This window comes from Luteimonas sp. BLCC-B24 (assembly GCF_028550595.1).
GTDB lineage: Bacteria > Pseudomonadota > Gammaproteobacteria > Xanthomonadales > Xanthomonadaceae > Luteimonas.
Genome location: NZ_JAQQGN010000002.1, coordinates 678,922 through 704,769, shown reverse-complemented (window position 1 = coordinate 704,769; position 25,848 = coordinate 678,922). Strand labels below are relative to the sequence as shown.

General features: G+C 68.4%; 20 protein-coding genes and 5 tRNA genes. 9 read left to right on the top strand and 16 right to left on the bottom strand.

The genetic code is table 11. The features are described from left to right. Positions 1-120: 120 nt before the first annotated feature. From lon to PQS31_RS07490, 10 genes are all read right to left on the bottom strand, one after another. On the bottom strand, positions 121-2,589 hold the full coding sequence (gene lon / locus PQS31_RS07535; RefSeq protein ID WP_272762050.1) for an endopeptidase La: 2,469 nt from the start codon (positions 2,587-2,589) through the stop codon (positions 121-123). A gap of 230 nt (positions 2,590-2,819) precedes the next feature. Next, entirely contained in the window at positions 2,820-4,106 is a 1,287-nt protein-coding gene (clpX, locus tag PQS31_RS07530) for an ATP-dependent Clp protease ATP-binding subunit ClpX (protein ID WP_272762049.1), read from the bottom strand. A 111-nt stretch (positions 4,107-4,217) separates the two neighbouring features. Further along, a complete protein-coding gene (gene clpP, locus PQS31_RS07525) occupies positions 4,218-4,844 on the bottom strand; it encodes an ATP-dependent Clp endopeptidase proteolytic subunit ClpP (protein WP_272762048.1) in 627 nt (208 codons plus the stop codon). Positions 4,845-4,903: 59 nt separating this feature from the next. Further along, a complete protein-coding gene (gene tig / locus PQS31_RS07520; protein WP_272762047.1) occupies positions 4,904-6,211 on the bottom strand; it encodes a trigger factor in 1,308 nt (435 codons plus the stop codon). Positions 6,212-6,462: 251 nt separating this feature from the next. Beyond that, positions 6,463-6,547 (bottom strand) — tRNA-Leu (locus PQS31_RS07515). A 108-nt stretch (positions 6,548-6,655) separates the two neighbouring features. Beyond that, positions 6,656-6,731, bottom strand: a tRNA-Lys gene (locus tag PQS31_RS07510). A gap of 72 nt (positions 6,732-6,803) precedes the next feature. After that, a tRNA-His gene (locus tag PQS31_RS07505) sits at positions 6,804-6,880 on the bottom strand. Between the two features lie 139 nt (positions 6,881-7,019). Continuing rightward, positions 7,020-8,135 (bottom strand): putative zinc-binding peptidase, encoded by a 1,116-nt coding sequence (locus PQS31_RS07500; protein ID WP_272762046.1) that lies wholly within the window; start codon positions 8,133-8,135, stop codon positions 7,020-7,022. Positions 8,136-8,145: 10 nt separating this feature from the next. Then, complete coding sequence (locus PQS31_RS07495) at positions 8,146-8,949, bottom strand: transglutaminase family protein (RefSeq protein WP_272762045.1); 804 nt, start codon at positions 8,947-8,949, stop codon at positions 8,146-8,148. Positions 8,950-9,148: 199 nt separating this feature from the next. Next, positions 9,149-9,913 carry a Bax inhibitor-1/YccA family protein gene (locus PQS31_RS07490; protein ID WP_272762044.1) on the bottom strand — a complete coding sequence of 255 codons (765 nt, stop codon included), beginning with the start codon at positions 9,911-9,913 and terminating at the stop codon, positions 9,149-9,151. A gap of 151 nt (positions 9,914-10,064) precedes the next feature. On the opposite strand from PQS31_RS07490, the gene PQS31_RS07485 reads away from it, so the two are divergent. Together PQS31_RS07485 and PQS31_RS07480 are read left to right on the top strand one after the other, a co-directional pair. After that, positions 10,065-10,141: transfer RNA gene (locus PQS31_RS07485), tRNA-Pro, on the top strand. Between the two features lie 23 nt (positions 10,142-10,164). Then, positions 10,165-10,241: transfer RNA gene (locus PQS31_RS07480), tRNA-Arg, on the top strand. A 248-nt stretch (positions 10,242-10,489) separates the two neighbouring features. On the opposite strand, the gene PQS31_RS07475 is transcribed toward PQS31_RS07480, so the two are convergent. The 4 genes from PQS31_RS07475 to grxC form a co-directional block, all read right to left on the bottom strand. After that, positions 10,490-11,815: a Na+/H+ antiporter NhaC family protein gene (locus PQS31_RS07475; RefSeq protein WP_272762043.1), complete on the bottom strand. Its 1,326-nt coding sequence runs from the start codon at positions 11,813-11,815 to the stop codon at positions 10,490-10,492. A 137-nt stretch (positions 11,816-11,952) separates the two neighbouring features. Beyond that, positions 11,953-12,960, bottom strand: coding sequence for an isocitrate dehydrogenase (locus PQS31_RS07470; RefSeq protein WP_272762042.1), 1,008 nt, complete (start codon positions 12,958-12,960; stop codon positions 11,953-11,955). 118 nt (positions 12,961-13,078) lie between these two features. Continuing rightward, a complete protein-coding gene (locus PQS31_RS07465; protein WP_272762140.1) occupies positions 13,079-13,414 on the bottom strand; it encodes a carboxymuconolactone decarboxylase family protein in 336 nt (111 codons plus the stop codon). Between the two features lie 68 nt (positions 13,415-13,482). Then, positions 13,483-13,773: a glutaredoxin 3 gene (gene grxC / locus PQS31_RS07460; RefSeq protein ID WP_272762041.1), complete on the bottom strand. Its 291-nt coding sequence runs from the start codon at positions 13,771-13,773 to the stop codon at positions 13,483-13,485. 172 nt (positions 13,774-13,945) lie between these two features. Here grxC and PQS31_RS07455 point away from each other — a divergent pair, with 172 nt between their 5' ends. The 7 genes from PQS31_RS07455 (at position 13,946) to PQS31_RS07425 (ending at position 24,289) form a co-directional block, all read left to right on the top strand. Next, complete coding sequence (locus PQS31_RS07455) at positions 13,946-15,619, top strand: M48 family metalloprotease (RefSeq protein ID WP_272762040.1); 1,674 nt, start codon at positions 13,946-13,948, stop codon at positions 15,617-15,619. A 391-nt stretch (positions 15,620-16,010) separates the two neighbouring features. Beyond that, a complete protein-coding gene (gene phoB, locus PQS31_RS07450) occupies positions 16,011-16,700 on the top strand; it encodes a phosphate regulon transcriptional regulator PhoB (RefSeq protein ID WP_272762039.1) in 690 nt (229 codons plus the stop codon). 603 nt (positions 16,701-17,303) lie between these two features. Next, positions 17,304-18,629: a phosphate regulon sensor histidine kinase PhoR gene (gene phoR, locus PQS31_RS07445; RefSeq protein WP_272762038.1), complete on the top strand. Its 1,326-nt coding sequence runs from the start codon at positions 17,304-17,306 to the stop codon at positions 18,627-18,629. Continuing rightward, entirely contained in the window at positions 18,626-20,782 is a 2,157-nt protein-coding gene (gene ppk1, locus PQS31_RS07440; RefSeq protein WP_272762037.1) for a polyphosphate kinase 1, read from the top strand. The genes phoR and ppk1 overlap by 4 nt, the downstream gene beginning before the upstream one ends. A 121-nt stretch (positions 20,783-20,903) precedes the next feature. Then, the gene (gene ppx / locus PQS31_RS07435; protein ID WP_272762036.1) at positions 20,904-22,412 is read left to right on the top strand and encodes an exopolyphosphatase; all 1,509 of its coding nucleotides are present in this window, start codon (positions 20,904-20,906) and stop codon (positions 22,410-22,412) included. Between the two features lie 181 nt (positions 22,413-22,593). Further along, positions 22,594-23,769, top strand: coding sequence for a glycosyltransferase family 1 protein (locus tag PQS31_RS07430; protein ID WP_272762139.1), 1,176 nt, complete (start codon positions 22,594-22,596; stop codon positions 23,767-23,769). Further along, positions 23,750-24,289 (top strand): phosphatase PAP2 family protein, encoded by a 540-nt coding sequence (locus PQS31_RS07425; protein WP_272762035.1) that lies wholly within the window; start codon positions 23,750-23,752, stop codon positions 24,287-24,289. The genes PQS31_RS07430 and PQS31_RS07425 overlap by 20 nt, the downstream gene beginning before the upstream one ends. Before the next feature lie 16 nt (positions 24,290-24,305). Here PQS31_RS07425 and PQS31_RS07420 read toward each other — a convergent pair whose 3' ends face one another. Together PQS31_RS07420 and PQS31_RS07415 are read right to left on the bottom strand one after the other, a co-directional pair. Next, positions 24,306-25,190 carry a carbon-nitrogen hydrolase family protein gene (locus PQS31_RS07420; protein ID WP_272762034.1) on the bottom strand — a complete coding sequence of 295 codons (885 nt, stop codon included), beginning with the start codon at positions 25,188-25,190 and terminating at the stop codon, positions 24,306-24,308. Continuing rightward, complete coding sequence (locus tag PQS31_RS07415) at positions 25,187-25,795, bottom strand: GNAT family N-acetyltransferase (RefSeq protein WP_272762033.1); 609 nt, start codon at positions 25,793-25,795, stop codon at positions 25,187-25,189. The genes PQS31_RS07420 and PQS31_RS07415 overlap by 4 nt, the downstream gene beginning before the upstream one ends. Positions 25,796-25,848 lie beyond the last annotated feature (53 nt).

The following is a 25,848-nucleotide window of genomic DNA, read 5'->3' as shown; positions in this document are numbered from 1 at the left end:
AGCGCGCCGTCGCTCTCGACATCCGAGCCGACGCGACCGCGTATCGCGTCCCCGGAAACCAGCACGGCCGCCATTGCCGAGGCAATGACGGCCGCGAGACGTTCGCGATGGCCGCCCGGCTCAGTGCTTGACGCGGCTCCGCCGGCCCTCGGCCGCCTTGCGCTTGGGCACGACCTTGGAGCGGGCCTTCTTGACCGCGGCCTTCTGCGCGGACGGCGCCGGCAACGGCCGCTCGAGCGCGAGGTCGAGCACCTCGTCGATGTACTTCACCGGCACGATCTTCATTCCGTCGGTGACGTTCTTCGGGATGTCGGCCAGATCCTTCCGGTTCTCCTCGGGAATGATCACGGTGCGGATGCCACCGCGCAGCGCGGCCAGCAGCTTTTCCTTCAGCCCGCCGATCGCGGTCACCCGGCCGCGCAGCGTGATCTCGCCGGTCATCGCCACATCCGCGCGTACCGGAATCTTGGTCAGCAACGACACCAGGGTCGTCGCCATCGCGATGCCCGCGCTCGGGCCGTCCTTGGGCGTGGCGCCGTCGGGAACATGCACGTGGATGTCGTGCTTCTGCATGACCTCGAGCTCGACACCCAGACGCTCGGCGCGTGCACGCACCACCGACAGGGCCGCCGATGCCGACTCCTTCATCACGTCGCCGAGCTGGCCGGTCAGGATCAACTGCCCCTTGCCCGGCACCTGGGTGGCCTCGATCTGCAGCAGGTCGCCGCCGACCTCGGTCCACGCGAGCCCGGTGACCAGGCCGATCTCGTTGTCCTGCTCGGCACGTCCGAAATCGAAGCGCTGCACGCCCAGGTACTTGTCGAGATTCTTCTCGGTGACCTTGACCGCCTTGACGCCCTTGGCCTTGACCTTGCCCTTGCCGGCCGCGACCGGACCGGCGAGCGCGATCTCCTTGACCACCTTGCGGCAGACCTTGGCGATCTCGCGCTCGAGATTGCGCACGCCGGACTCGCGTGTGTAGTAACGGACGATGTCGCGAACCGCACCTTCGGACACGCTCAGTTCGTCGGTCTTCAAGCCGTTGGCCTTGAGCTGCTTGGGCAGCAGGTAACGCGTGGCGATATTGAGCTTCTCGTCCTCGGTGTACCCCGGAATGCGGATCACCTCCATGCGGTCGAGCAGCGGACCGGGGATGTTGAGCGAATTCGATGTCGCGACGAACATCACCTCCGACAGATCGAGATCGACCTCGAGGTAATGGTCGTTGAAGGTGTGGTTCTGCTCGGGGTCGAGCACCTCCAGCAGCGCCGACGCCGGGTCGCCGCGGAAATCCATCGACATCTTGTCGATCTCGTCGAGCAGGAAAAGCGGGTTCTTGGTCCCGACCTTGTTCATGCTCTGCACGATGCGACCCGGCATCGAGCCGACATAGGTGCGGCGATGACCGCGGATTTCGGCCTCGTCCCGCACACCGCCCAGCGCCATGCGGGTGAACTTGCGGTTGGTCGCCTTGGCGATCGACTGGCCCAGCGACGTCTTGCCCACACCCGGCGGACCGACCAGACACAGGATCGCGCCCTTCATCTGCTTCACGCGCGTCTGCACCGCGAGGTACTCGAGGATGCGTTCCTTGACCTTTTCCAGGCCGTAATGATCGGCATCGAGTACGTCCTGCGCGGCCTTGAGGTCCTTGCGCACCTTGCTGCGCTTCTTCCACGGCACGCCGAGCAGCCAGTCGAGATAGTTGCGCACCACCGACGCCTCGGCCGACATCGGCGGCATCTGCTTGAGCTTGTTGAACTCGGCCTTGGCCTTGGTCTCCACCGCCTTCGGCATGCCGGCCTCGGCGATCTTGCGCGCGATCTCGTCGATGTCGTTGGGCGCGTCGTCGATGTCGCCCAGCTCCTTCTGGATCGCCTTCATCTGCTCGTTGAGGTAGTACTCGCGCTGCGACTTCTCCATCTGCGATTTCACGCGGCCGCGGATGCGCTTCTCCATCTGCTGCACGTCGATCTCACCGTCGACGAAGCCCACCAGCAGTTCGAGCCGGTCGGCCGTGTCCACCGACTCGAGCAGGCGCTGCTTGTCGGCCAGGCGCACGGCCAGGTGGGCGGCGATGGTGTCGGCCAGACGGCCCGGCTCGTCGATCCCGGCGAGGGTCTGCAGCAGCTCGGGCGGCAGCTTGCGGTTGGTCTTGACGTACTGCTCGAACAGGCTCATCAGCGATCGCGCGATCGCCTCGACCTCGCGCGGCTCCCGGCCTTCGACCGGCTCGATCACCGTGCCCACGCCGGCGAGTGCGCCGTCGCGCTCGCCGATGTCGCGCAGCGAGACACGCTCGTTGCCTTCGACGAGGACCTTGATGGTGCCGTCGGGCAGCTTGAGCAGCTGGAGCACGGTCGCCAGCGTGCCGACGGCGTACAGATCGTCCGCGCCCGGATCATCGGTTTCGGCCGATTTCTGCGCCACCAGCAGGATGCGCTTGTCCGCCTCCATCGCAACGTCGAGCGCCTTGATGGATTTGTCGCGCCCGACGAACAGCGGAATGACCATGTGCGGGAACACCACCACGTCGCGCAGCGGCAGGACCGGCAGGTCGTATGTTTCGGGGGCGGTGCGTGGGCTCATCGTCGTTCCTCGAAAAATCGCATCCGAGCGGCGGCGCCGCCCGGGACGGCAACGCCGCCTGGCTTCGTTTATGGGGCGCTGCGGGCCGGGTTGCAAGCGCCGCGGCGGCAGCCCGGAAACGGACGCGCCGCGGACCCTGCGGTACGCGGCGCGTGATGACGGCGCTGGCCCTGAATCACAGCCGGCCGGTGCGGTGACGGAACGATTCGTTCCGGCCACGCCGGTCCGCGTCAATCTCCGGAGGCGACCTTCTGCTCGGTCGCCGGGGTCTCGTAGATCAGGTAAGGCTCGGACTTGTGTTCGATCACGGATTCGTCGACGACAACCTTGCTGACGTTCTCCAGCGAGGGCAGTTCGTACATCGTGTCCAGCAGCACCGATTCGACGATCGTGCGCAGACCGCGCGCGCCGGTCTTGCGCTTGATCGCCTTCTTGGCGATCGCAGCGAGCGCGTCGGGGCGGAACTCCAGTTCCACGCCTTCCATCTCGAACAGCTTCTTGAACTGCTTGCTGATCGCGTTCTTGGGCTCGGTGAGGATCTGGATCAGCGCCGCCTCGTCGAGTTCCTCGAGCGTCGCGACCACCGGCAGACGCCCGACGAATTCGGGAATCAGACCGAACTTGATCAGGTCTTCCGGCTCGACGTCGGCCAGCACCTTGCCGGTGTCGGCCTTGCGCTCCGAACTCTTGAGCTTGGCGCCGAAGCCGATGCCGCTGGCATCCGTGCTGCGCGCCTGGATCACCTTGTCGAGACCCGCGAACGCACCGCCGACGATGAACAGGATGTTCTTGGTGTCGACCTGCAGGAATTCCTGCTGCGGGTGCTTGCGGCCGCCCTGCGGCGGCACGCTGGCCACCGTGCCCTCGATGAGCTTGAGCAGCGCCTGCTGCACGCCCTCGCCCGAGACATCGCGGGTGATCGACGGGTTCTCGCTCTTGCGCGAGATCTTGTCGATCTCGTCGATGTAGACGATGCCCTGCTGCGCCTTCTCGGCGTCGTAGTCGCACTTCTGCAGCAGCTTCTGGATGATGTTCTCGACGTCCTCGCCGACATAACCGGCTTCGGTCAGCGTCGTCGCATCGGCCATCGTGAACGGCACGTTGAGCAGGCGCGCCAGCGTTTCGGCCAGCAGCGTCTTGCCCGAACCGGTCGGTCCGATCAGCAGGATGTTGGACTTCGCAAGCTCGACCTCGTCGTTCTTGCTGCGGCTTTCGATGCGCTTGTAGTGGTTGTAGACCGCCACTGCCAGCGTCTTCTTGGCCCGCTTCTGACCGATAACGTACTGGTCGAGCACCTCGAGGATCTCGCGCGGCTTGGGCAGCGAACTGCGCGCCGACTGGGCCTTTTCCTCGAGTTCCTCGCGGATGATGTCGTTGCAGAGCTCGACGCACTCATCGCAGATGAACACGCTGGGACCCGCAATCAGCTTGCGCACCTCATGCTGGCTCTTTCCGCAGAAGGAGCAGTAGAGGATCTTGTTGCTGTCGCCGGAACGACCCTGACGGTCTTCGCTCATGCCTTCGCCAAATCTGTGTTGCGGTTACGTTTCGAGAATAGCACAGCGCCCGGCGCCTCCGAACGGAGCGCGCCGTCACAGCAATGCTTTACAGATCAAACGCTTGGCCGATCAGGTCGGGGTGATCGACTCGTCGGGGCGACGCTCGAGCACCTGGTCGACGAGACCGTACTCGCGGGCCGCTTCGGCGCTCTTGAAGTTGTCGCGCTCGGTGTCGTGCGCGATCGTCTCGAACGGCTGGCCGGTGTGGTGGGCCATGATCTCGTTCAGGCGGCGCTTCATCGACAGGATCTCGCGCGCATGGATGTCGATGTCGGTCGCCTGGCCTTGGAAGCCGCCCAGCGGCTGATGAATCATCACGCGCGAGTTCGGCAGCGCATAGCGCTTGCCGGCCGCGCCCGACGACAGCAGCAGCGCGCCCATGCTGGCCGCCTGGCCGATACAGATCGTGCTCACGTCGGGCTTGATGAACTGCATGGTGTCGTAGATCGCCATGCCCGCGGTGACGATACCGCCCGGCGAGTTGATGTACAGGTTGATGTCCTTCTCGGGGTTTTCGGCCTCGAGGAACAGCAACTGGGCGACGATCACGTTCGCCATGTGGTCGTCGATACCGCCGACGAGGAAGATCACGCGCTCCTTCAACAGGCGCGAATAGATGTCGTACGCGCGCTCGCCGCGACTGGTCTGCTCGACCACCATCGGCACCAGGTTGAGGGCTTTCGTTTCGATGCTCATCGCTCGGTTTCCGTCGGAGCGTCCGGCCGCTGAGGGCCGGACGGGAATGGCGTCGCGGATCAGGCCTGCGGGCCGATCGCGTCCTGGAAGCTCAGCGCCTGCTCGGTGTGCTGGGCGCGCTCGGCGATCCAGTCGATCACCTGCTCTTCCATCACGCGGTTCTGCAGACCCGACATCAGCTGGGGGTCGTTGCGGTACATCTCAATGACCTGCTGCGGCTCCTCGTAGGTCGAGGCGATCAGGCGCATGGTCTCGTTCACGCGCTTGGGATCGAGCTTGAGATCGTGGCGCCGGGCCACTTCGCCGACCAGCAGACCGACGAGCACGCGCTTGCGCGCCGGCTCGACGAATCCGGCATGGGCATCCTCGGGAACGTTCGGATTCTGGCCGCTGCGCCGCGCCTGCTCGACGGTCTGGCGCAGCAGCGACTTCGCCTCGGCCTCGACCAGCTTCGGCGGCAGCTCGATGTGGGCGAACGCGGCGACCAGCTGCTCACCCACCTCGCGACGCAGACGGTTCATCAGCGCGCCCTTGAGCTCGCGCTCGAGGTTGCTGCGGATCTCGGTGCGGAACTGCGCCATTTCGCCGCTCTTGACGCCGAAGCTGCGGATGAACGCACCGTCGACTTCGGGCAGGTGCTGCTCGGAGACCTGCTCGACCTTGACGTGCACGCTGGCCTGCTTGCCCGCGAGCTGCGGCACACGCCAGTCCTCCGGGAAGGTCACTTCGACGGTCTTTTCCTCGCCCTTGGCGAGACCGACCAGTGCGTCCTCGAGCTCGGGATACATCGCGCCCGAGCCGAGCACCGTGACGCCGCGCTCGGCGCCTTCGGCCGGCAGACGCTCGTCGCCGATCTGCGACCAGGTCTCGACGTCCACGGCGTCGCCCTTCTGCGCGCCGCGCGTGACCGCGCTCCAGCTGCGGCGCTGCAGGCGCAGATTCTCGATCATGCGATCGATGTCGTCCTCGGCGACCTCGGCGGTGTGGCGCACGACCTGGAGCTTCTCCAGTTCGATGTCACCGAAGTCCGGCACCACCTCGAACGTGGCGGTGAAGGCGAGCTCGCCCTCGCCCGCTTCGCCCTCGGGCGTGATCTGCGGGGCGCCGGCCAGGCGCAGTGCGTTCTCGCGGATGGCCTGGTCGAAGCCTTCGCGCAGCAGGCCGTCGAGCACTTCGGCCCGGACCTGTTCGCCGAAGCGCTGCTCGACCACCTTGGCCGGCACCTTGCCCGGGCGGAAGCCCTTGAGGCGGGTGGTCCGCGCGATCTCGCGCAGACGGCCACCGACCTGGCTTTCCAGGCGCTCGGATGGCACGCGGAACGTCATCTTGCGTTCCAGACTGCCCAGCGATTCGACCGAAACTTGCATATCCACTCCTGCGCTCGCGGCAGCCCGCCGCGCGACATCTGACTGATTGAGGTTGATGGAACTGTCGCCGGAGCGCTCGCGCAGGCCCCGACGACGGAACGCGATAGTGTGGCGGATTCGCGCCGCGGCCGCCAGCGATGCGCATCGAGGGGTGGCGCGGCGAACGTTGCCGAAGCAGCGCCTGCGGGCGGTGCGATCCACCGCCGGGCCCGCCGACCGCGCAGTCGTCCTCGACGGGCCGCCCGACCGGGTGGTGCGAAAGGCGGGACTCGAACCCGCACGCCTTGCGGCACTGGTACCTAAAACCAGGGCGTCTACCAATTCCGCCACTTTCGCGCTGCGCCCGCACGCGGGCCGGCGCATCGTAGACCATCTGCGGACCGGACGCCCGCCTCGTGTCACCGCAACGAAAAACGCCCGGCAGTGCCGGGCGTCTTCGCGAACTGGTGGGCCGTCAAGGATTCGAACCTTGGACCTATTGATTAAGAGTCAACTGCTCTACCAACTGAGCTAACGGCCCGATGAAGCGGGCACGCAGTGTACGCAACTCTGCGCGCTGGGGCAACACCCGAAGATGCATGCCATGACACGATGGGGTGGCTGAGGGGACTCGAACCCCCGACCACTGGAATCACAATCCAGTACTCTAACCAACTGAGCTACAGCCACCACAAGAAAACGTCTGCACCGTCGCCGGGCCACGAGTGCCGCGACGAGCCGCGCATTCTATCCGATTCGAGCGGAAACGGAATGCCCGGGACCGAATTTCGCCGCACCGGGCGCGCAGTGTAACGCGCCCGTGCCGGAATCACACCGGAGCCCGTCCGAAGGCCCCTGCCCCGGCGGCGGCCGGCGGCGGCCGGTTGCGCCCCTGTCGCCGGATCAGATCGTGGATGTAGGCCATCTTGCCGATCACGGCCGGCGCGATCACGAAGGGATAGAGATCGGGTTGCCCCATGGCCCGGTTGAGGCTGTTGACCGCGTAGGTCAGGGGCAGCCAGGCATCGACGAGCCGCTGGACTTCGGCGACCAGCACCGGGTCGAGCGCCAACTGCGCGTCCATCGACGCGTCGTCGGCCACGTCCGGCGCGATCCGGATTCCGAAGGCGGACGCCATTTCGAGCGTATCGACCATATGCAGATAGTGCGCCCAGGTCTCGGCCCAGTCCTCCCAGGCGTGCATCGTGGCGTAACTGCTGACGTAGCTCGCCTGCCAGTCGTCCGGCGCGCCGTTGGCGTAGTGCGCGGCCAGGGCCTCGCCGTAGTCGCGTCGCTCGTCGCCGAACAAGGCGCGGCAGCGTTCCAGTTCCGCATCGCCTGCGTCGCGCACCAGTCGATCCCAGTAATAGTGGCCGATCTCGTGCCTGAAATGGCCGAGCAGCGTGCGGTAGGGCTCGCCGAGTTCGATGCGCAGGCGCTCGCGCGCCAGGTCGTCGGCTTCCGACAGGGCGATGGTGATATGGCCGTTGTCGTGGCCGGTCATCACCTTCGGGCCGCGCCGCGGATCGGCGAGAAAGTCGAACGACAGGGGTTGCGGATCGCCGCTGTTGGGATCGGGAGTCGGCAGTCGCAGCCGCAGCAGCGTGTAGAACAACCGCCGCTTCGCCGTCTCGATACGGCGCCAGGCCTCGAGGCGCTCGGGGATGCTCAGGTCCGGCACCGTGCGGTTGTGGCGGCAGGCCCGGCAATAGGGCGACGGATCGTCGGCACGCAGCATCCAGTTGCACGCCGAGTGCGCGGCGTTGCGGCAGAACCGGTGCGCCCCCGGTGGGCCGTCGAGTGCACGCCAGTGGTCGCCGTCCGGCTCGAGCGCCTCGAGCGTGAGGCTGTCGGGAAAGAAGCCGAGCCTGCTCCCGCAGCGCAGACACGCGCTGTTCTCGAAATACAACACCTGCTCGCATCGCGAGCATTTGAACAATCGCATGCGGGTGCCTTCAGTCTGCGCGCGCGTCGCCGTCGATGTCCGCCCATACGCGCATCGACAGGGTCCGCAGGGGACGGTAGCTCGTGAGGAAGGCCACATCGGCCGCGTCGCGCCCGTGCGCGATGACCACGCGCCCGCCACGGGGCGTCGCCTGTGTCGCGTCGAATGCATACCAGGTGTCACCCAGATAGGCTTCGAACCAGGCGTGCATGTCCATCGGCTTCAGGTCGTGCAACCAGCCCACCACCATCCGGGCCGGAATATCGAGCGCGCGGCAGAGGGTGATGCCCACGTGGGCGAAGTCCCGGCAGACGCCGGCGCCCTGCTCCAGGGTCTGTTGCGCATCGGTGCTGGAATCACTGGTCCCGTAGCGATAGGCCAGATGCGCATGGATCCAGGCGCGGATCGCCTCGGCCTGTGCATAGCCGGGCGTCGCCCCGCCGACCACGGCCTGGGCCTGTTCCCACATCGCGACGCGGTCCGAGGGACAGTAGCGGCTCGGCAACAGGAACTGCAGCGTCTCGTCCGGAAGGGCCGCCGGATCGTTCGCGGGCGCCATCGGCGCGACCGGAAGATCGGGCGCGGCGTCGACCACCGACTGCACCTGCAGCCGCGTGAGGCCCGCGGGCAGCGTGAAACGCTGGCAACGATTGCCGAACCCGTCGGTGTATTCAGCGAAAGCGTGCGCCGGCTCGAAGCCGTCCCGACCGTTCACACGCCAGCGCACCCCACCCGAGCGCGGACGCAGCATCGCCTGCACGGCGCCGCGGGCCTCGGTTTCGATCGACAGTTCGCAGCCGGCGAGCAGGCGCATGCGGATATTCCAGGACGGTGCACGAGCGTAGGCGCCCACCCGTGGAGCGGGCGTGCACGATGGCGCGGGCGCACCCCTGCACCGCGTCGCCGCCTGCACGGGGCGGCGTCGAATCGCGACGCTGCCGCGCAAGGCGAGACCGCAAAGGGAAAACGGGCGCCGAGGCGCCCGTTCCGGATACGGCGATGACGCGGGTTCGTCAGTTGCGTGACTGCAGCTTCGAGAGCAGGCGCAGGAACTCGATGTACAGCCACACCAGCGTGACCATCAGGCCGAACGCCCCGTACCACTCCATGTACTTGGGTGCACCCTGCTCGACGCCGGTTTCGATGAAATCGAAATCCAGCACCAGATTCAGCGCAGCGATCACGACCACGAACAGGCTGAAGCCGATGCCGACCAGGCCGGACTCGTGAATGAGCGGAATCCGGACCCCGAAGAAGCCCAGCACGATCGTCGCCAGATACACCAGCGCGATGCCGCCGGTGGCGGCCACCACGCCCAGCTTGAAGTTCTCGGTGGCCTTGATCAGGCCGCTGCGATAGGCGAACAGCAGCGCGAACAGGGTGCCGAAGGTCAGCATCACCGCCTGCAGCACGATGCCTTCGTACATGAAGTTGTACATCGCCGAGATCGCGCCGAGAAAGAAGCCCTCGACCAGCGCGTACAGCGGCGCCGTCACCGGCGCCCACGTCTTCTTGAAGACGGTCACCATGGCGATGATGAAGCCGCCGATTGCACCGCCCCAGAGATAGATGCCGAAGCCCGCCTGCGGCCGCCCATCGACACCGAAGTCGACCTGGGACCAGGCGAACGCGGCCGTCAGCACGGTCAGCAGCAACAGGAAACCGGTCTTGCTGACGGTGCCGTTGAGGGTCATCGCCTCGCCGTCGCGCGAGACCACGCTGCCACTGGCGAGGTCGAGGAAGGTCGATTCCTTGAGGGTGGGATTGCCGCTGCGCATGGAGAATGCCCCTGTGATGTCCGTGGAAAACCGCAAGCCCGAGAATACACGTCACCGCCGTCGCCCGCGCATTCATTGACAGCGTCACGGGGGATTCCGACAATGCGGCCCGCGCAGGCCCTTGGGCACGGCGCGTCGCCGCTCGTTCCGGCGGGGTATAGCGCAGTCTGGTAGCGCGCCTGCTTTGGGAGCAGGATGTCGGGGGTTCGAATCCCTCTACCCCGACCATCTCCCGCGTGCCTCACCCCTTCGCGCCCGTAGCTCAACCGGATAGAGCACCGGCCTTCTAAGCCGGGGGTTACAGGTTCGATTCCTGTCGGGCGCGCCAGTCGAATCCATTACTTGGCGCGCCGCGGATGCCGGCTCCTCTGCCAATTCTCCTGCCGACTGGAGCGGAGCAGGTCTCATCGTGCGGCGTGAGAGGCCCTACCCGCGATCTGCGCCGGTGTCGCCGCGAATCCGGGGAATGACGCCTGTCGTGACCTCGCCCTGCCTGCCGCGATCCTCAGCGCATACCGCGCGTCGCCGATCCGCTCACGACGCGACTGCACGCCCCTCCCCGGACCAGAACCGGCCTCAAGGCGCCGGCACCTGTGGCCCGGCATCCGCCGACCTCCGCGGCCAGGCGATGAAGACGATCGTGGCGATCGCCAGCATCCAGCAGTAGTAGACGCTGCCGGCCAGCGCCAGCGGCGACACGGCCGACAGCGATGCCGCCAGCAGGATCTGCGCGCCGTACGGCAGCACGCCCTGGGCCACGCAGGCGAAGATGTCGAGCACGCTGGCTGCGCGTCGCGGACTGATGCCGTGTTGTTCGGCGATGTCGCGGGCCACGCTGCCACTGACCAGAATCGCGACCGTGTTGTTGGCGGTGAACACGTCCGCGGTCGTCGACAGGGCCGCGATGCTGAACTCACCGGCGCGACGTCCACGCCGGCCACGCGCGACGCGCTCGATCGCCAGCGCCAGCCACGCCAGGCCGCCGCCGGCCTTGGTCAGCGCGCCGAGGCCACCGATCAGCAGCGACAGCAGGAGGATTTCGGTCATGCCCTCGAAGCCGGACCAGATGTCGCCGACGAAGGCCACCGGCCCGTAGTCGTCGGTGAACACCAGCCCGAACGCGCCCGCCAGGACGATGCCCAGCGCCAGTACGACGAGTACGTTGACCCCGGCGACTGCGAGCGCCAGCACCAGGAGATACGGTGCCATGAGCCAGGGCGACCCGATCGGCTCGGCGTCGATCGGCGACGCCGCGCCGAGCACGCCGAGCACGACGGCGGTGGCGACCGCCACCGGCACCGCGATGCGCACGTTCTCGCGAAACTTGTCGCGCATCTGCGCGCCCTGGGTGCGGGTGGCCGCGATGGTCGTGTCGGAAATGATCGACAGGTTGTCGCCGAACATCGCACCGCCGATCACCGTGCCCACGACCAGCGCCGGCGCGAGCCCCGAGGCATCGGCCACGCCGAGCGCGATGGGCACCACGGCCGCGATCGTGCCCATCGACGTGCCGATGGCCAGCGCGATCAATCCCGACAACACGAACAGACCCGGCAGCACCAGCGCCGACGGCACCGCCGACAGCCCGATCGACACCACGGCGTCGACCGCGCCGATCGCGCTCGACACATAGGCGAACGCGCCCGCGAGCAGGAAGATCAGGCACATCAGCACGATGTTCGGATCGCCCATGCCGCGCAGCAGCAGTTCACCGGCGGCCAGGCCTCGCCGATGGGCCAGCCACACCGCGAGCGCGAGCGCCGGAAGGATGGCCACCGGTGCGCGCAGCTGGTAGAAGCCCATCGGTTCGCCCTGGGTCGTGAAATACAGGCCCGCGCCGAAGAACAGCGCCAGGAACAGCAGCAGCGGCGTCAGTGCCAGCGCACTGGGACGAACGGTCATCGGACAGGTCCGGATTGCGGAGATGCATTGTGCGGTCCGCACCGCCCGGCGTCATGCGCGGCGGGCGGGACGCCCGCGCATGAAAAACGGGACGCCAAAGCGTCCCGTTCCAGACCTGCGCCGAGAGGTGGACGCGGTTACAGGTGGGACACGATCGCCTTGGCGAATCCCATCGTGTTACCGGTGCCGCCGAGGTCCGGCGTCACACCGTCCTTGGCCTCGAGCGTGGCGACGATGGCCTTGCGCAGGCGTTCGGCCTGATCGGGCATCGCCATATGGTCGAGCATCTGCGCCGCCGCGAGCAGCAACGCGCAGGGATTGGCCAGACCCTTGCCGGCGATATCGGGCGCGGAGCCGTGCACGGCCTCGAAGATCGCCACGTCCTGGCCGATGTTCGCACCCGGCGCGAGGCCGAGACCGCCGACCAGACCGGCGCACAGGTCGGAAATGATGTCGCCGAAGAGGTTCGTGGTCACGATGATGTCGAACTGCTCCGGGCGCATCACCAGCTGCATGCAGGTGTTGTCGACGATCATCTCGTTGGCTTCGATGTCCGGATACTCGGCCGCCACCTCGCGCGCGACCTTCAGGAACAGGCCCGAGGTGCTCTTGAGGATGTTGGCCTTGTGGACGATCGTGACCTTCTTGCGGCCGGTCTTGCGCGCCAGCTCGAAGGCGTAGCGCACGATGCGGTCCGAGCCCTTGCGGGTGATGCGGGTGATCGACACCGCCGTCTCGCCATCGGCCGACACTTCCTGGCCTTCGCTGATGTACGAGCCTTCGGTGTTCTCGCGGATCGTGATCAGGTTGACGCCGCTGTCGAAGCGCGAGCGCGTGTTCGGGAACGAGGTCGCCGGGCGCACGTTGGCGTAAAGGTCGAACTGGCGGCGCAGTTCCACGTTGATCGAGCTGAAACCGCCGCCGACCGGCGTGGTCAGCGGGCTCTTGAGCGCGATCCTGGTGCGGCGGATCGAATCCATGGTGGCCGCGGGCAGCAGCTCGCCGTGCTTTTCGAGGGCCATCAGGCCCGCATCGGCGTCTTCGTACTGCAGGCCGAGCTGCATCGCGTCGAGCACGTGCAGCGTGGCGTCCATGATCTCCGGGCCGATGCCGTCGCCGCGGATGATCGTAATCGTCTGGGTCATGTGGGGTGGCGTTCCGTACGCTTGGGACGCCGCGGATGTCGGCGGCGTCGGGTGAGAAAACCCGCCCATTATGCCCGAGGCGGCGATGCCGCCCCAAATCGACCAAGGTCGCAGCCGCTCAACCGTGCGCGTGCGCGTCCGGGTTCGCGGCCTCGCCCTGCTCCAGCCGGTCGAGGAAATCGACGGCCCGGCGCAGGTGCGGAATCACGATGCTGCCGCCGACGACGAGCCCGACGGAGAAGGTCTCGAAGAACTCCGCGCGGCTCACGCCCGCCTCCCTGCACTGGGCGACGTGATAGCTGATGCAGTCGTCGCAGCGCAGCACCATCGACGCGACCAGGCCCAGCAGCTCCTTGGTCTTCACATCCAGCGCCCCGGCCTGGTAGGTCTGGGTGTCGAGCGCGAAGAACCGGCGCACCACCTGGTTCGGCTCGTCGAGGATGCGCGTGTTCATGCGCTTGCGGAATTCGGTGAACTCCGCGATCCGGTCGGCCTCGCCGCCGGCCTCGGTGGAGGACGCGGTCACGGCGCACCGCCCTCGAGCAGCGTCAGGAACCCGCCCTTGCGGTGCAGCGCCATCATGTCGTCGTAGCCGCCCACGTGGGTCTCGCCGACGAAGATCTGCGGCACGCTGGTGCGGCGCGCACGGGCCACCATGTCCTCTCGCGCGGCACTGTCGAGATCGATGCGCACCTCGTTCCACTGTAGCCCCTGGCTCTTCAGGAACTGCTTGGCGGCGACGCAATAGCCGCAGATCGCACTGGTGTAGACGGTGATTTCGGGCGACGGGGCGCCGGCGGCAGGACTGTTCAAGGCGATCTCCGGGAAACTTCGTGGGCGCATTGTCGGTCACAGCCGGTCATGCGGCGATGAGTACGCTGTCGACGCTGCGTTCCACGCTTAACATGGGATTCACGCCTCGGCGCCCGACTGGCGCCATGCTCGGGAATCCCGCAGTCCGCCTCCGAACCGCCAGCGAGATCCGATGCGACACACCGACTCCACTGCCCGTTCCCTCCGATCGCGGCTGCTGCCGCCGGTCACGGCGCTGGCGCTGGCCGCGACCGCACTGTGTGCACCGGCGCAGGACACGCGCCTGCCGGACATCGGGTCCTCGGCCGGCACGGTCCTGAGCCCGGCCAAACAGGCGGAGTACGGCCAGATGCTGCTGGCCCAGCTGCGGCACTACAACTACGTGCTGGAGGATCCGCTGGTGGACGGCTGGCTGCGCACCGCCGGCACCCGCCTGGCCGCGGCAAGCGATCAGCCGCAGCAACCCTTCACCTTCTTCATGATGCGCGACCGCAGCATCAACGCCTTCGCCACCCTGGGCGGCTACATCGGCATGAACGCCGGTCTGGTGCTGGCGGCCGAAACCGAGGACGAGGTGGCCGCCGTGCTGGCGCACGAGGTGGCCCACGTCACCCAGTCGCACGTGCTGCGCGGCGTGGAGCGCGCCCAGCGCGACCAGGTCCCGATGTTGCTGGCCATGCTCGGTGCGATCGCCGTCGCCTCGCAGAGCGGCAGCAATTCCTCCGACGACGCCGCCATGGCGGTGCTGGCCGGTGCCCAGGGCCTGGCCCTGCAACGCCAGATCGACTACACCCGCTCCAACGAATCCGAGGCCGATCGCCTGGGCATCCGCACCCTGGCCCGCAGCGGGTACGACCCCAATGCCATGGCCACGATGTTCGAGCGCATGCAGGCGGTCTCCCGCACCAACCAGGGCGGCGAACGCGAGCGCCTGCCCGACTACCTCAGGACGCATCCGGTCACCACCACGCGTATCAGCGAGGCGCGCGATCGGGCCGAACGCATGGGCCGGGAGACGGTGACCGCGGTGACCACGACGCCGCAGGGCTCGGTCAGCCAGCGTGTGACCATCGACGCGCCGCAGGCCGCGCCGCCGCGGGCGCTCGACAACCCGTTGCTGCCGGCGACGCTGCGCCTGCCGCCCGGTGCGAGCTCGGGCGCCGACAGCACCCAGTTCGGATGGGCCCGCGAACGGCTGCGCGTGCTCAGCGCCAACACGCCGACGCTTGCGATCCGCGAATACGAGGCGATGCGCCGCGCCGGGCCGCTGACCGACGCCCAGCGCTACGGCCTGGCCATCGCGCGGATGCAGGGGAACGATCTCGACGGCGCGTCGCGCGAACTGGGCGCGCTGCTCGCCGACTACCCCGGTGACGTGTGGCTGTCGCTGGGCGTGGCCGAGGCCGATGCGCGCGCCGGCCGCACGGCCGCCGCGGACAGACGCTTCGAGGCCCTGATCGAGCGCATGCCGCGCAATCCGGCGGTGGTGCTCACCTATGCCGACAGACTGGCCGAGCGCAACACGCCGGAGGCCGGCCGCCGCGCCCAGGCCATCCTGCGTCCGCTGCTGAACTCGTCGAATGCCGATCCCGCCTTCCAGCGCGCCTTCGCGCGCGCCAGCGAAATGGCCGGTGATCCGGTCCGCGCCGGCGAGGCCTGGGCCGAAGCGGCGTTTCTCGGCGGGCGTGCCGAGCAGGCCCTGATCCAGCTCAATACGCTCAAGAAACGCGAGGACCTGGACTACTACGCCCGCGCCCGCATCGACGCGCGCATCGCGTCGATCACGCCGACCGTGCTGGAACTGCACCGCCAGGGCGTCCGCGACGAGGATCTGCGCCGGCGTTAGGGGCGCAGGCGTCGCCGCTCCCCGACCGTGAGCGGCGCTTCTCGAGCGCCTGCAACGGGAGGTGCGGGCATCCCGCCGCCAGTGATGAGCGAGAGAGGCCCACTCGCTGCAATTCGTGAGATCACGGCCGGCGCATCGTCTGCGCGCCGTGTTCATGCGCGCGCGGCCGAGCGTGGCGACCGGTCCGTCCGGACCGATCGGCGGACGCCGCGTGGCACGCCTGACGTTCCGTGGAGTCGGACTTCGCGCCGCGAGACACACCGCGGGACGCACGACCGGGATGCGCATGCACGCGGCTGACACCGCCCCCCGCGGCCCTGTGACCATGTCACCAGCCCGTCATAAAACTGTCGTGTAATGGCGGCGTCCCCAAGGATCAATGGAAGGCTCCATGCAGAAGCGCATCCTCATCGTCGACGACGAACCGGCGATCCGCGACATGGTCGCGTTCGCGCTGCGCAAGGGCGAGTTCGAACCCATGCATGCCGGCGATGCGCGCGAAGCCCAGTCCGCGATCGTCGACCGCGTTCCCGATCTGATCCTGCTCGACTGGATGCTGCCGGGCACGAGCGGCCTCGACCTGGCCCGCCGCTGGCGCAAGGACGCCCTGACCCGTGACATCCCGATCATCATGCTCACCGCACGCGGCGAGGAAAACGACCGCGTCGGCGGTCTCGAGGCCGGCGTCGACGATTACGTGGTCAAGCCGTTCTCGGCGCGGGAACTGCTGGCGCGCATCCGCGCGGTGATGCGCCGCGCCCGCGACGACGACGAGGACGGCAGCGTCACCGTCGGCGACCTGCGCATCGACGGCGCCGCGCACCGGGTGTTCGCGGGTTCCGATCCGGTGCAGATCGGCCCCACCGAATACCGCCTGCTGCATTTCTTCATGACCCACCCCGAGCGCGTCTACAGCCGCTCGCAGCTGCTCGACCACGTCTGGGGCGGCAGCGTCTACGTCGAGGAACGCACGGTCGACGTGCACATCCGGCGCCTGCGCAAGACGCTCGAGCCCAGCGGGCTGGACGGCATGGTGCAGACCGTACGGGGATCGGGGTACCGGTTCTCGGCGTCGGTGTGAGCCCCGCCAGGTCCGTCTCCGCATTTGACCTTCGATCGGCGGCATTGCACAGCGGACACCCGGAGGGCGGCGGGCATGGATGCCCGCCGTTTTCCGACCGAGCCAGGATGGCGAGTCGGAAAATGCCGGAACGAGTGAGCACTGGGGCTGCTGTGTCGAGGAATCGTTTTTCTTTGGTTCCGTTTCTTTTGACGATTGTCAAAAGAAATGAACTCGGCCGCGACAGCGGACGAAAGCCTTTGACTCATCTTTCTTCTCTCACAGTCGAGAGATCAAGAGCTTCCGCTCGCCACGAGCGAGCGGGTCACTTTTCTTTGTTGGCCCAAAGAAAAGTAACCAAAAGAAAGGGCCTTCCCCGACGAAACACATCCGGCATGTCGCTCGTTCCGGGATTTTTCGACTCGCCATCCTGGCTCGGTCGAAAAACGCCGCCCATCCATGGGCGGCGCCCTACGGGTCTGGCGGCACCGATGTTGCATCCAGCTTCATGGAGAAGCTGAAAAGCGGAAGCTACAACGGCGGCAAGAGCACCACCACCGCTATCGGCAACCTGCACTCCGACAACAGCAACCTGCGCCCCCCACATTGCCTAGACTTGCCCACATGCCCCCCCGTATCCACGCCGCCTGGACCCGCACCCTGCTGCAGCTCGCCGCCGTCCTCGCCGGTGCCGCCGTGGTGGGCGCGCTGGCGGGCGACGTGTGGATGGCGCTGGCGATCGCCGCGCTCGGCGTCGTCGCCTGGCACTACTGGAAGCTCTACGACCTGCTGCGCCGCCTGACCTCGCGCAGCCGCGTGCCGCCGCCGCAGGGCGACGGCGTGTGGCAGGAAACCGATCGTCTGCTGCACCGCGGCCAGCAGGACATGCGCGCGCGCAAACGGCGCCTGATCGCGATGCTGCGCGCCTACCGCGCGGTCGCCGCTGCGCTGCCCGACGCGGTCGTCGTGGTGGAACGCAACAGCCAGCGCATCCAGTGGTTCAACACCGCCGCGACCACCCTGCTCGGTCTGCGCATGCCGCGCGACATCGGCAAGCCGGTGGGACCGACGCTGCAGCCGCTGCCGGTCGCGCACTGGTTCGCGCATGGACGCCGCGCCGAACCGATGCTCGACGTGGCCTCGCCGGTGTCGTCGGGCACGCGGCTGGAACTGCGGCTGATTCCCTACTCCGAAGATCTCTGGCTGCTGGTCGCGCGCGACGTCACCAAACTGGTGCGGCTGGAGCAGATGCGCCGCGACTTCGTCGCCAACGTCTCGCACGAACTGCGCACGCCGCTGACCGTCGTGCACGGCTACCTCGACATGCTCGATCCGGCCGAACAACCCGAGTGGGCGCCGATGCTGCAGGAGATGCAGCACCAGTCGCAGCGCATGACCCAGCTGGTCGAGGACCTGCTCACGCTGTCGCGCCTCGAGGCCCAGGACAGCATCGGCGAGGAGACGGTATCGATGGCCTCGATGCTCGCCTCGCTGCGGCGCGAGCTGACCATGCTGAGCCAGGGCCGGCACACGATCGGCGTCGACGACGCCTCGGCCACCGACCTCGTCGGCTCGCCGCGCGAGCTGCACAGCGCCTTCTCCAATCTCGTCAGCAACGCGGTGCGCTACACGCCCGCCGGCGGCCGCATCACCATCCGCTACGAGGCCACCGCCAACGGCGTCGCGCTCGCGGTCGAGGACACCGGCTACGGCATACCGGCCACGCACCTGCCCCGCATCACCGAACGCTTCTATCGCGTCTCCACGAGTCGTTCGCGCGAATCGGGCGGCACCGGACTGGGTCTGGCGATCGTCAAGCACGTGCTGCATCTGCATCAGGCGCGGCTGGAGATCGACAGCGAAGTCGGTCGCGGCAGCCGCTTCGCCTGCCACTTCACCGCCGATCGCGTGCGTCCACGCGAGGCCGCCTATCTCGGAGCCACCGGATGACCCGGAAATCCGCCCGTCCCGGTCGCACGCGCGCATCGGCCACGGCCGCGCCGCTTGTCGACACGCATGCCACCGCGTTGCAGGACGGCGTCAACGACCCTCTGCTGGACCCGGCGCTGTATCTCAACCGCGAACTGTCCCAGCTCGACTTCAATTTCCGCGTGCTGGCCCAAGCGCTGGACGAGTCGGTGCCGCTGCTCGAGCGCCTGAAGTACCTGTGCATCTCGTGTACGAACCTCGACGAGTTCTTCGAGATCCGTGCCGCCACCGTGCGTCACGCGCAGGACTTCGGCACGCCGCTCGCGCCCGACGGCATGACGCCGACGACAGTGCTCAAACGCATCCACGACCGCGCGGCCGAGCTGGTGGAGGCGCAGTACGCGTGCTGGAACAAGGTCATGCGTCCGTCGCTGGGTGCGGCCGGTGTCCGCATCCTCGGGCGCGACACCTGGACCGCGCGGCAGAGCCGCTGGCTGCGCGCGTATTTCCGCGAAGAGATCATGCCCGTGCTCTCGCCGCTGGGCCTGGATCCGGCGCATCCGTTTCCCAAGATCCTCAACAAGTCGCTCAACATCGTCGTCGTGCTCAAGGGCAAGGACGCGTTCGGGCGCGTGGGCAATCTCGCCATCGTGCGCGCGCCGCGCTCGCTGCCGCGGATCATCCAGCTGCCGGAGAACATCTCCGGCGGCGAATACGATTTCGTGTTCCTGTCGGCGGTGTTGTCGGAGTTCGTCCACGAGCTCTTCCCCGGCATGGACGTCAAGGGGGCCTACCAGTTCCGCGTGACCCGGAACTCCGAGCTGATCCTCGACGAGGAAGAGGTGGAAAACCTCGCGCTCGCGCTGCGCGACGAGCTGGTGGGGCGCGGCTACCTGCGCGCGATGCGGCTGGAGATCGCCGCGACCTGCCCCAAGCACATCGTGCGCACGCTGCTGCAGAACTTCGACCTGCCCGAGAATGCGGTCTACCGCATCGACGGGCCGGTCAACCTCAACCGCATCAGCCAGATCTTCGACCTGGTGCAGCGCCCGGATCTGAAGTTCCCGACCTTCCAGCAGCGCCAGCTGCCGGGCAGCGATGCGATGTTCGAACTGGTGGCCGACGGCGACGTGCTGCTGCATCACCCGTTCGACGCGTTCACCCCGGTGCTGGAGCTGATCAAGCAGGCGGCCGAAGATCCGAACGTGCTGGCGATCAAGCAGACGCTCTACCGCGCGGGCAAGGATTCGCCGATCGTCGAGCACCTGGTGCAGGCCGCGCGCAACGGCAAGGACGTGACCGTGGTGGTCGAGCTGCGCGCGCGTTTCGACGAGGAGGCCAACCTGGGCCTCGCCGATCGCCTGCAGGAGGCCGGCGTGCAGGTGGTCTACGGCGTGGTCGGCTACAAGACCCACGCCAAGATGCTGCTGATCGTGCGCCGCGAGGGGCGCAAGCTGCGGCGCTACGTGCATCTGGGCACCGGCAACTACCACGCCGGCACCGCGCGCGGCTATACCGACTTCGGCCTGATCACCGCCAACCCCGATATCGGCAACGACGTGCATCTGCTGTTCCAGCAGATGTCGGGCCTGGCGCCGGCGATCGAACTGAAATGCCTGCTGCAGTCGCCGTTCACGCTGCACGCCGGCCTGATCGCGCGCATCGATCGCGAGGCGGCCAACGCCCGGCAGGGGCTGCCGGCGCGTATCGTCGCCAAGATGAATGCCCTCAACGAACCGCAGGTGATGCGCGCGCTCTACACCGCGTCGCAGGCCGGCGTGCAGATCGAGCTGATCGTGCGCGGGGCCTGCGCGCTGCGGCCCGGCGTGCCCGGCATCTCGGAGAACATCCGCGTGCGGTCGATCGTCGGCCGTTTTCTCGAACACCACCGCGTCTACTGGTTCCAGAACGGCGGGACGCCGGAGCTGTTCTGCGCCAGCGCCGACTGGCTGGAGCGCAACCTGCTGCGCCGGGTCGAAACCTGCTTCCCGATCCTCGACCGCGAGATCGCCGTGCGCGTGCGCGAGGAGTCGCTGGACAACTACCTCGCCGACAACGTCAACGCCTGGGAGCTGCGCGAGGACGGCAGCTACGTGCACCTCGCGCCCGAAGACGGGGCGGCCGCGCACTCGGCGCAGGGCTGGTTGCTGGCGCGACTCTGCGGTCGCGACTGACGGCCGTGGGCCGGCATGCTTTACCATGCCGGTCCCCATCGTCCGCACGGGGCGCATCGCGCGCCGTGCCTTGCGCAGGAACGGCATGATCGGCCAGGACACGTCCGCACGCGTCGACGCCATGACGCCCTCCATCGCGGACGGCGACATGCTCGCCGCGATCGATCTCGGCTCCAACAGCTTCCACATGATCGTGGCGCGCTACACCCTCGGGCAGCTGCGCGTGGTCGATCGCCTGCGCGAAACGGTGCGCATGGCCGAAGGCCTGGACACCCGCGGCGGCCTCACCGCCGAGGTGCGCCAGCGCGCACTGGCCTGCCTGTCGCGTTTCGGCGAACGCATCCGTGACATCCCGCCGCAGAACGTGCGCGCACTGGCCACCAACACGGTGCGCCGGCTGGCCGCGCCGCAGGCCTTCCTGGTGCCGGCGGAAACCGCGCTCGGTCATGCGATCGAGGTCATCGCCGGCCGCGAGGAGGCACGCCTGATCTATCTCGGCGTGGCCCATGCGCAGCCGCCGAAGCCGGGGCAGCGCCGCCTGGTCATCGACATCGGCGGCGGCTCCACCGAATGCATCATCGGCAGCGGTTTCGAGGCGCTGGAACGCGAGAGCCTGCAGATCGGCTGTGTGGCGAGCACACGCCGGTTCTTTCCCGGCGGCAAGCTGTCCAAGCGTCGCTGGCGCAGCGCGCTGGCCGAGGTCTCGGCCGAGTTCCAGCAGTTCGCCAGTACCTATCGCGCGCTCGGCTGGCAGGAAGTGGTCGGCGCCTCGGGCACCAACAAGGCGATCGGCGAGATCTGCGCGGCCATGAAGCTCACCAAGGGCGCGGTGACCGCCGCGGCCCTGCCGCAGGTGCGCGACCGCCTGCTCGAGGCCGGTCACGTCGACGGCATCGCACTGCCCGGCCTGTCCGATGACCGGCGGCCGATCATCGCCGGCGGCGTGCTGGTGCTCGAAGCGGCGTTCAACGTGTTCGGCATCGAGCGCATGCAGGTCAGCAAGGCGGCGATGCGCGAAGGCGTGCTGCGCGACCTGCTCGGCCGCGCCGGTGAGGACGATCCGCGCGAGGCCTCGGTCGAGGCGCTGATGCAGCGCTACGGAATCGATCGCGTCCAGGCCGGCCGCGTGGAAGCGACGGCGTTGCGGCTGTTCGACCAGGTGGCACGCACCTGGCAGCTCGACGGCGACGATCTGCGCATGCTGGTCTGGGCGGCGCGGGTGCACGAGCTGGGCCTGGTGATCGCGCACAGCCAGTACCACGTGCACGGGGCCTACGTGCTCGAGCATTCCGACATCGCCGGTTTCTCGCGCCAGGAGCAGCAGTTCCTCGCGGCGCTCGTACGCTGCCACCGGCGCAAGGTGCCCAAGTCCGCCTTCGATGCCGTGCCCGATCGCCTGCTGGTACAGGCACGCCGCACGGCCGCGCTGCTGCGCTTGGCGGTGCTGCTGCACCGCAGCCACGAGGCCGACGACATTCCGTTGTTGCAGGCCGGCGTGGCCGACGACGTGCTGACGCTGCGTTTCTCACAGCGCTGGCTGGATGCGCGCCCGCTGCTGCGTATCGATCTGGAAGGCGAGCCCGACGAGATCGCCCCGCTCGGCATCCGTCTGGTGCTGGGCGCGGAATAAGGCATACGGCGCCTGCGCGCCCGCCTGGCGCCGCGTCGTTCGCGTGCGCGCGGCCGTGCGGCTGGCCGCGGTCCGCCGACGTCGCAGCCGCCCGTCGCCGTCACGGAACGGTCAAGGCGCTGTCACCGCCCCGGCATCACCGGCGCCGACCATGCGTCAAGCCCAGGCATGGACCGTCACGATGCGCTACGCGATCGTCACCGACACCTACCCGCCCGAGGTCAACGGCGTGGCACTCACGCTGCAGTCCTACGCCGACGGCCTGCGCCAGCGCGGCCACGCCGTCGACATCGTCCGCCCGGCGCGGCCCGACGAACCGACCGGTACCGATGCCGACGGCACCCTCCGCGTCCGCGGCATGCGTCTGCCGCTGTATCGCGCCCTGCGCATCGCGCTGCCTGCGGGCATGCAGTTGCGTCGCCACTGGCGCCGCCGGCGTCCGGACGCGATCTATGTCGCCACCGAAGGCCTGCTCGGCGCCTCGGCGATCCGCGCCGCGCGGGCCCTGGGGATTCCGGTCGTCACCGCGCTGCACACCCGGTTCGACCTGTACATGGCTGATTACGGTCTGCGCGCACTGGAGCCGGCCGCGCTGGGCTGGATGCGGCGCTTCCATCGCTCGGCCGATGCCACGGTCGTCGCCACGCGCGCGCTGGCCGCCTGGCTGGACGCGCAGGGCATCCCGCGCCCGGTCGTGCTGCCTCGCGCGGTGGATTGCACGCGGTTCGATCCCGCGCGGCGCGACCCGGCGCTGCGCGAGGCCTGGGGCCTCGCACCCGGCGCGCTGGCGGTGATCCATGTCGGCCGCGTGGCCGCCGAGAAGAATCTCGATCTCGCGATCCGCGCATTTCGCGCCCTGCAGCAGACGCAGCCCGGTGCGCGCATGGTGTTCGTGGGCGACGGCCCGCTGCGCGAGCCGCTGCAGCGGGCCCACCCCGACATCCTGTTCGTCGGCACCCGACGCGGTCGGGATCTCGCACGGCATCTGGCGAGCGCCGATCTGTTTCTGTTTTCGAGCCGCAGCGAGACCTTCGGCAACGTGGTGCTCGAGGCGATGGCCAGCGGTGTGCCGCAGGTGGCCTTCGCCCTCGGCGCGGCCGCCGAACACCTGTGCGACGGCCTGCACGGCGCGTGCGTGAGCGGCAGCGACGCGGACTTCGTCGACGCCGCGTTGCGCCTGGCCGACGACGCGGAGGGACGTCGTGCGATGGCGCTGGCCGGCCGCGAAGCGATGCTGCGCCTGGCCCCGGTGCAGGTGGTGCGCGAACTGGACGCCCTGCTCTCGGGTGTGCGCGGTGAAGGCACGCCCGTCGAACCCTCACTGCCGGAGCGCCACCATGCACGCACCGCCGCGTAGCCGTCTGCTGGCGCACGACACGGGCTGGTGCCTGCGCGCCAATCGCGCCTGCGCACACGGATGGCTGCGGCGCGGCTTCGCCCTGGTGAGCCGGCTCGGCGACGGCGTGTTCTGGTACGTGCTGATGGGTGCGCTGGTGGTCCTGGACGGACTCGACGGGCTGTCGGCCGCAGCCCATATGGCGGCCACCGGCGGCGTCGCACTGCTGATGTACCGGCGGCTCAAGCGCTGGACGCGCCGCCCGCGCCCCTTCGCCACCGATCTGCGGATCCGCGCCTGGGTCGCGCCGCTCGACGAGTACAGCTTTCCGTCCGGTCACACCCTGCACGCGGTGGCGTTCTCGATCGTCGCCATCGCCCACTACCCGGTGCTGGCGATCGTGCTGGTGCCGTTCACGCTGCTGGTCGGTGCCTCGCGCGTCGTGCTGGGCCTGCACTATCCGAGCGACGTGCTGGCGGCCACGGCCATCGGCAGCGCGCTCGCGGCCGCGTCGCTGTGGCTGGGGCTGCCGGCCGTCTGATCGCCGGTGCCCGCACTCAGCGCAGCGGCGCCACCACTGCGCGCGCCAGCGCAGGCTGCTGCTGGGCGGGCCAGTCGCGGTCGTTGGCGACCTGCGCCGCGCTCCGGGACGCCTCCAGCGCCGCGACGTCGATGTCCGCGATCGCCCAGACGTCCGTATCGGTGGTCTCGGCCAGCACCCCGTCGGCGGGGAAGCCGGCGTCCATCGGCGCGATGACGGCGGCGTGGCCGGTATTCGTGTCGAGCACCGGCGTCCAGGGCGCGTCGCCGGCCGTGACGGACTGGACCACGAAACTGCGGTTCTCGAGCGCGCGGGCCAGGCATCCCACCCGCACACGGGTGGCGCCGGCCGCGGTATCGGTGCAGCTGGGCACGAGGAACAGCCGTGCGCCCGCGCTCCACTGCGCACGTACCGGCAGCGGAAACTCGATGTCGTAGCAGATCGCCACCGCTGCGCGCAGGGCCCCCAGATCGAACACCTTCAAATGGTCGCCCGGCGCGATCACGCCGGTCGCCTGTTCGAAGGCGGTCAGCTGCAGCTTGTCCTGCCAGTCGTGCGTGCCGCCCGGCGCGAAGACGTCACTGCGGTTGCGATAGCGGCCGTCGCCGGGATCGAGCAGGAAGCTTCCGGCGACGATGGTCATGCCGGTGTCGCGCGCGAGGCCAGAGAACAGCGCCAGCCAGTCGCCGCGGTAGCGCTGGATCGCCGCGAACGACGCCAACGCATCGCCACGCACCCGCTCATCGAACGTTGCGGCGAGCTCCAGTGCCAGATACTCCGGCAGCACCGCCACCTCGGCCCCCGCGGCGGCCGCCTCCGTCAGCAGACGCCGCTGATGTTCGGCGAAGGCGTCGAAATCCGCCGGCATGCCAATCCGGTACCGCGCCGCCGCGACCCTCATTCCACCGCGTCCAGCGGGCGGGTCCAGAACGTCATCGGATGCAGCACGTCGCCGACCTCCACCTCGTCCCAGCGCAGCAGCATGCTCATTCCGGGCTGGCGCACGTAGCCGCGCTTGCGCCAGAAAGCCGTGTTGTCCCGGTGAGCGGCAGGCCGGCGCGGATCGTCGTCGGCCCGGTCCACGGCCGCGAACGCGGTCACATCGAACCCGCCCAGCGCGCGGGCGTGGGCCTCGCGCGCATCAAAGAACGCGTGGCCGATGCCACGGCCGCGGTAGTCGGGCAACAGCACCGACTCGCCGAGGTAGAACACCCGGGCCACCGCCAGGTCCTGGTCCACGAAGGGTGTATGGAAGCCCGGATCCTCATCGGCCAGCGGAAGACCGGTCGACGCCCCGACCACGCGCTCACCGTCGAATGCGAGCACGAACACGCTGCGCGGCGAGCGCGCGTAGGCGGCCATGTACGCCCGCTCGTACGCCGGATCTCCGGCATAGAGATAGGGCCAGTCGCGGAACACACGCATGCGCAGCCGTGCGACGTCGTCGAGATAGGGGATCAACGCGTCCCCCGACAGCACGCGTACGGAAAGGGCGGATTCGGTCATGCCCGGAGTGTTGCACGCGCGCCGTGGGCGACACGCCAAGGCCGCGAACACGC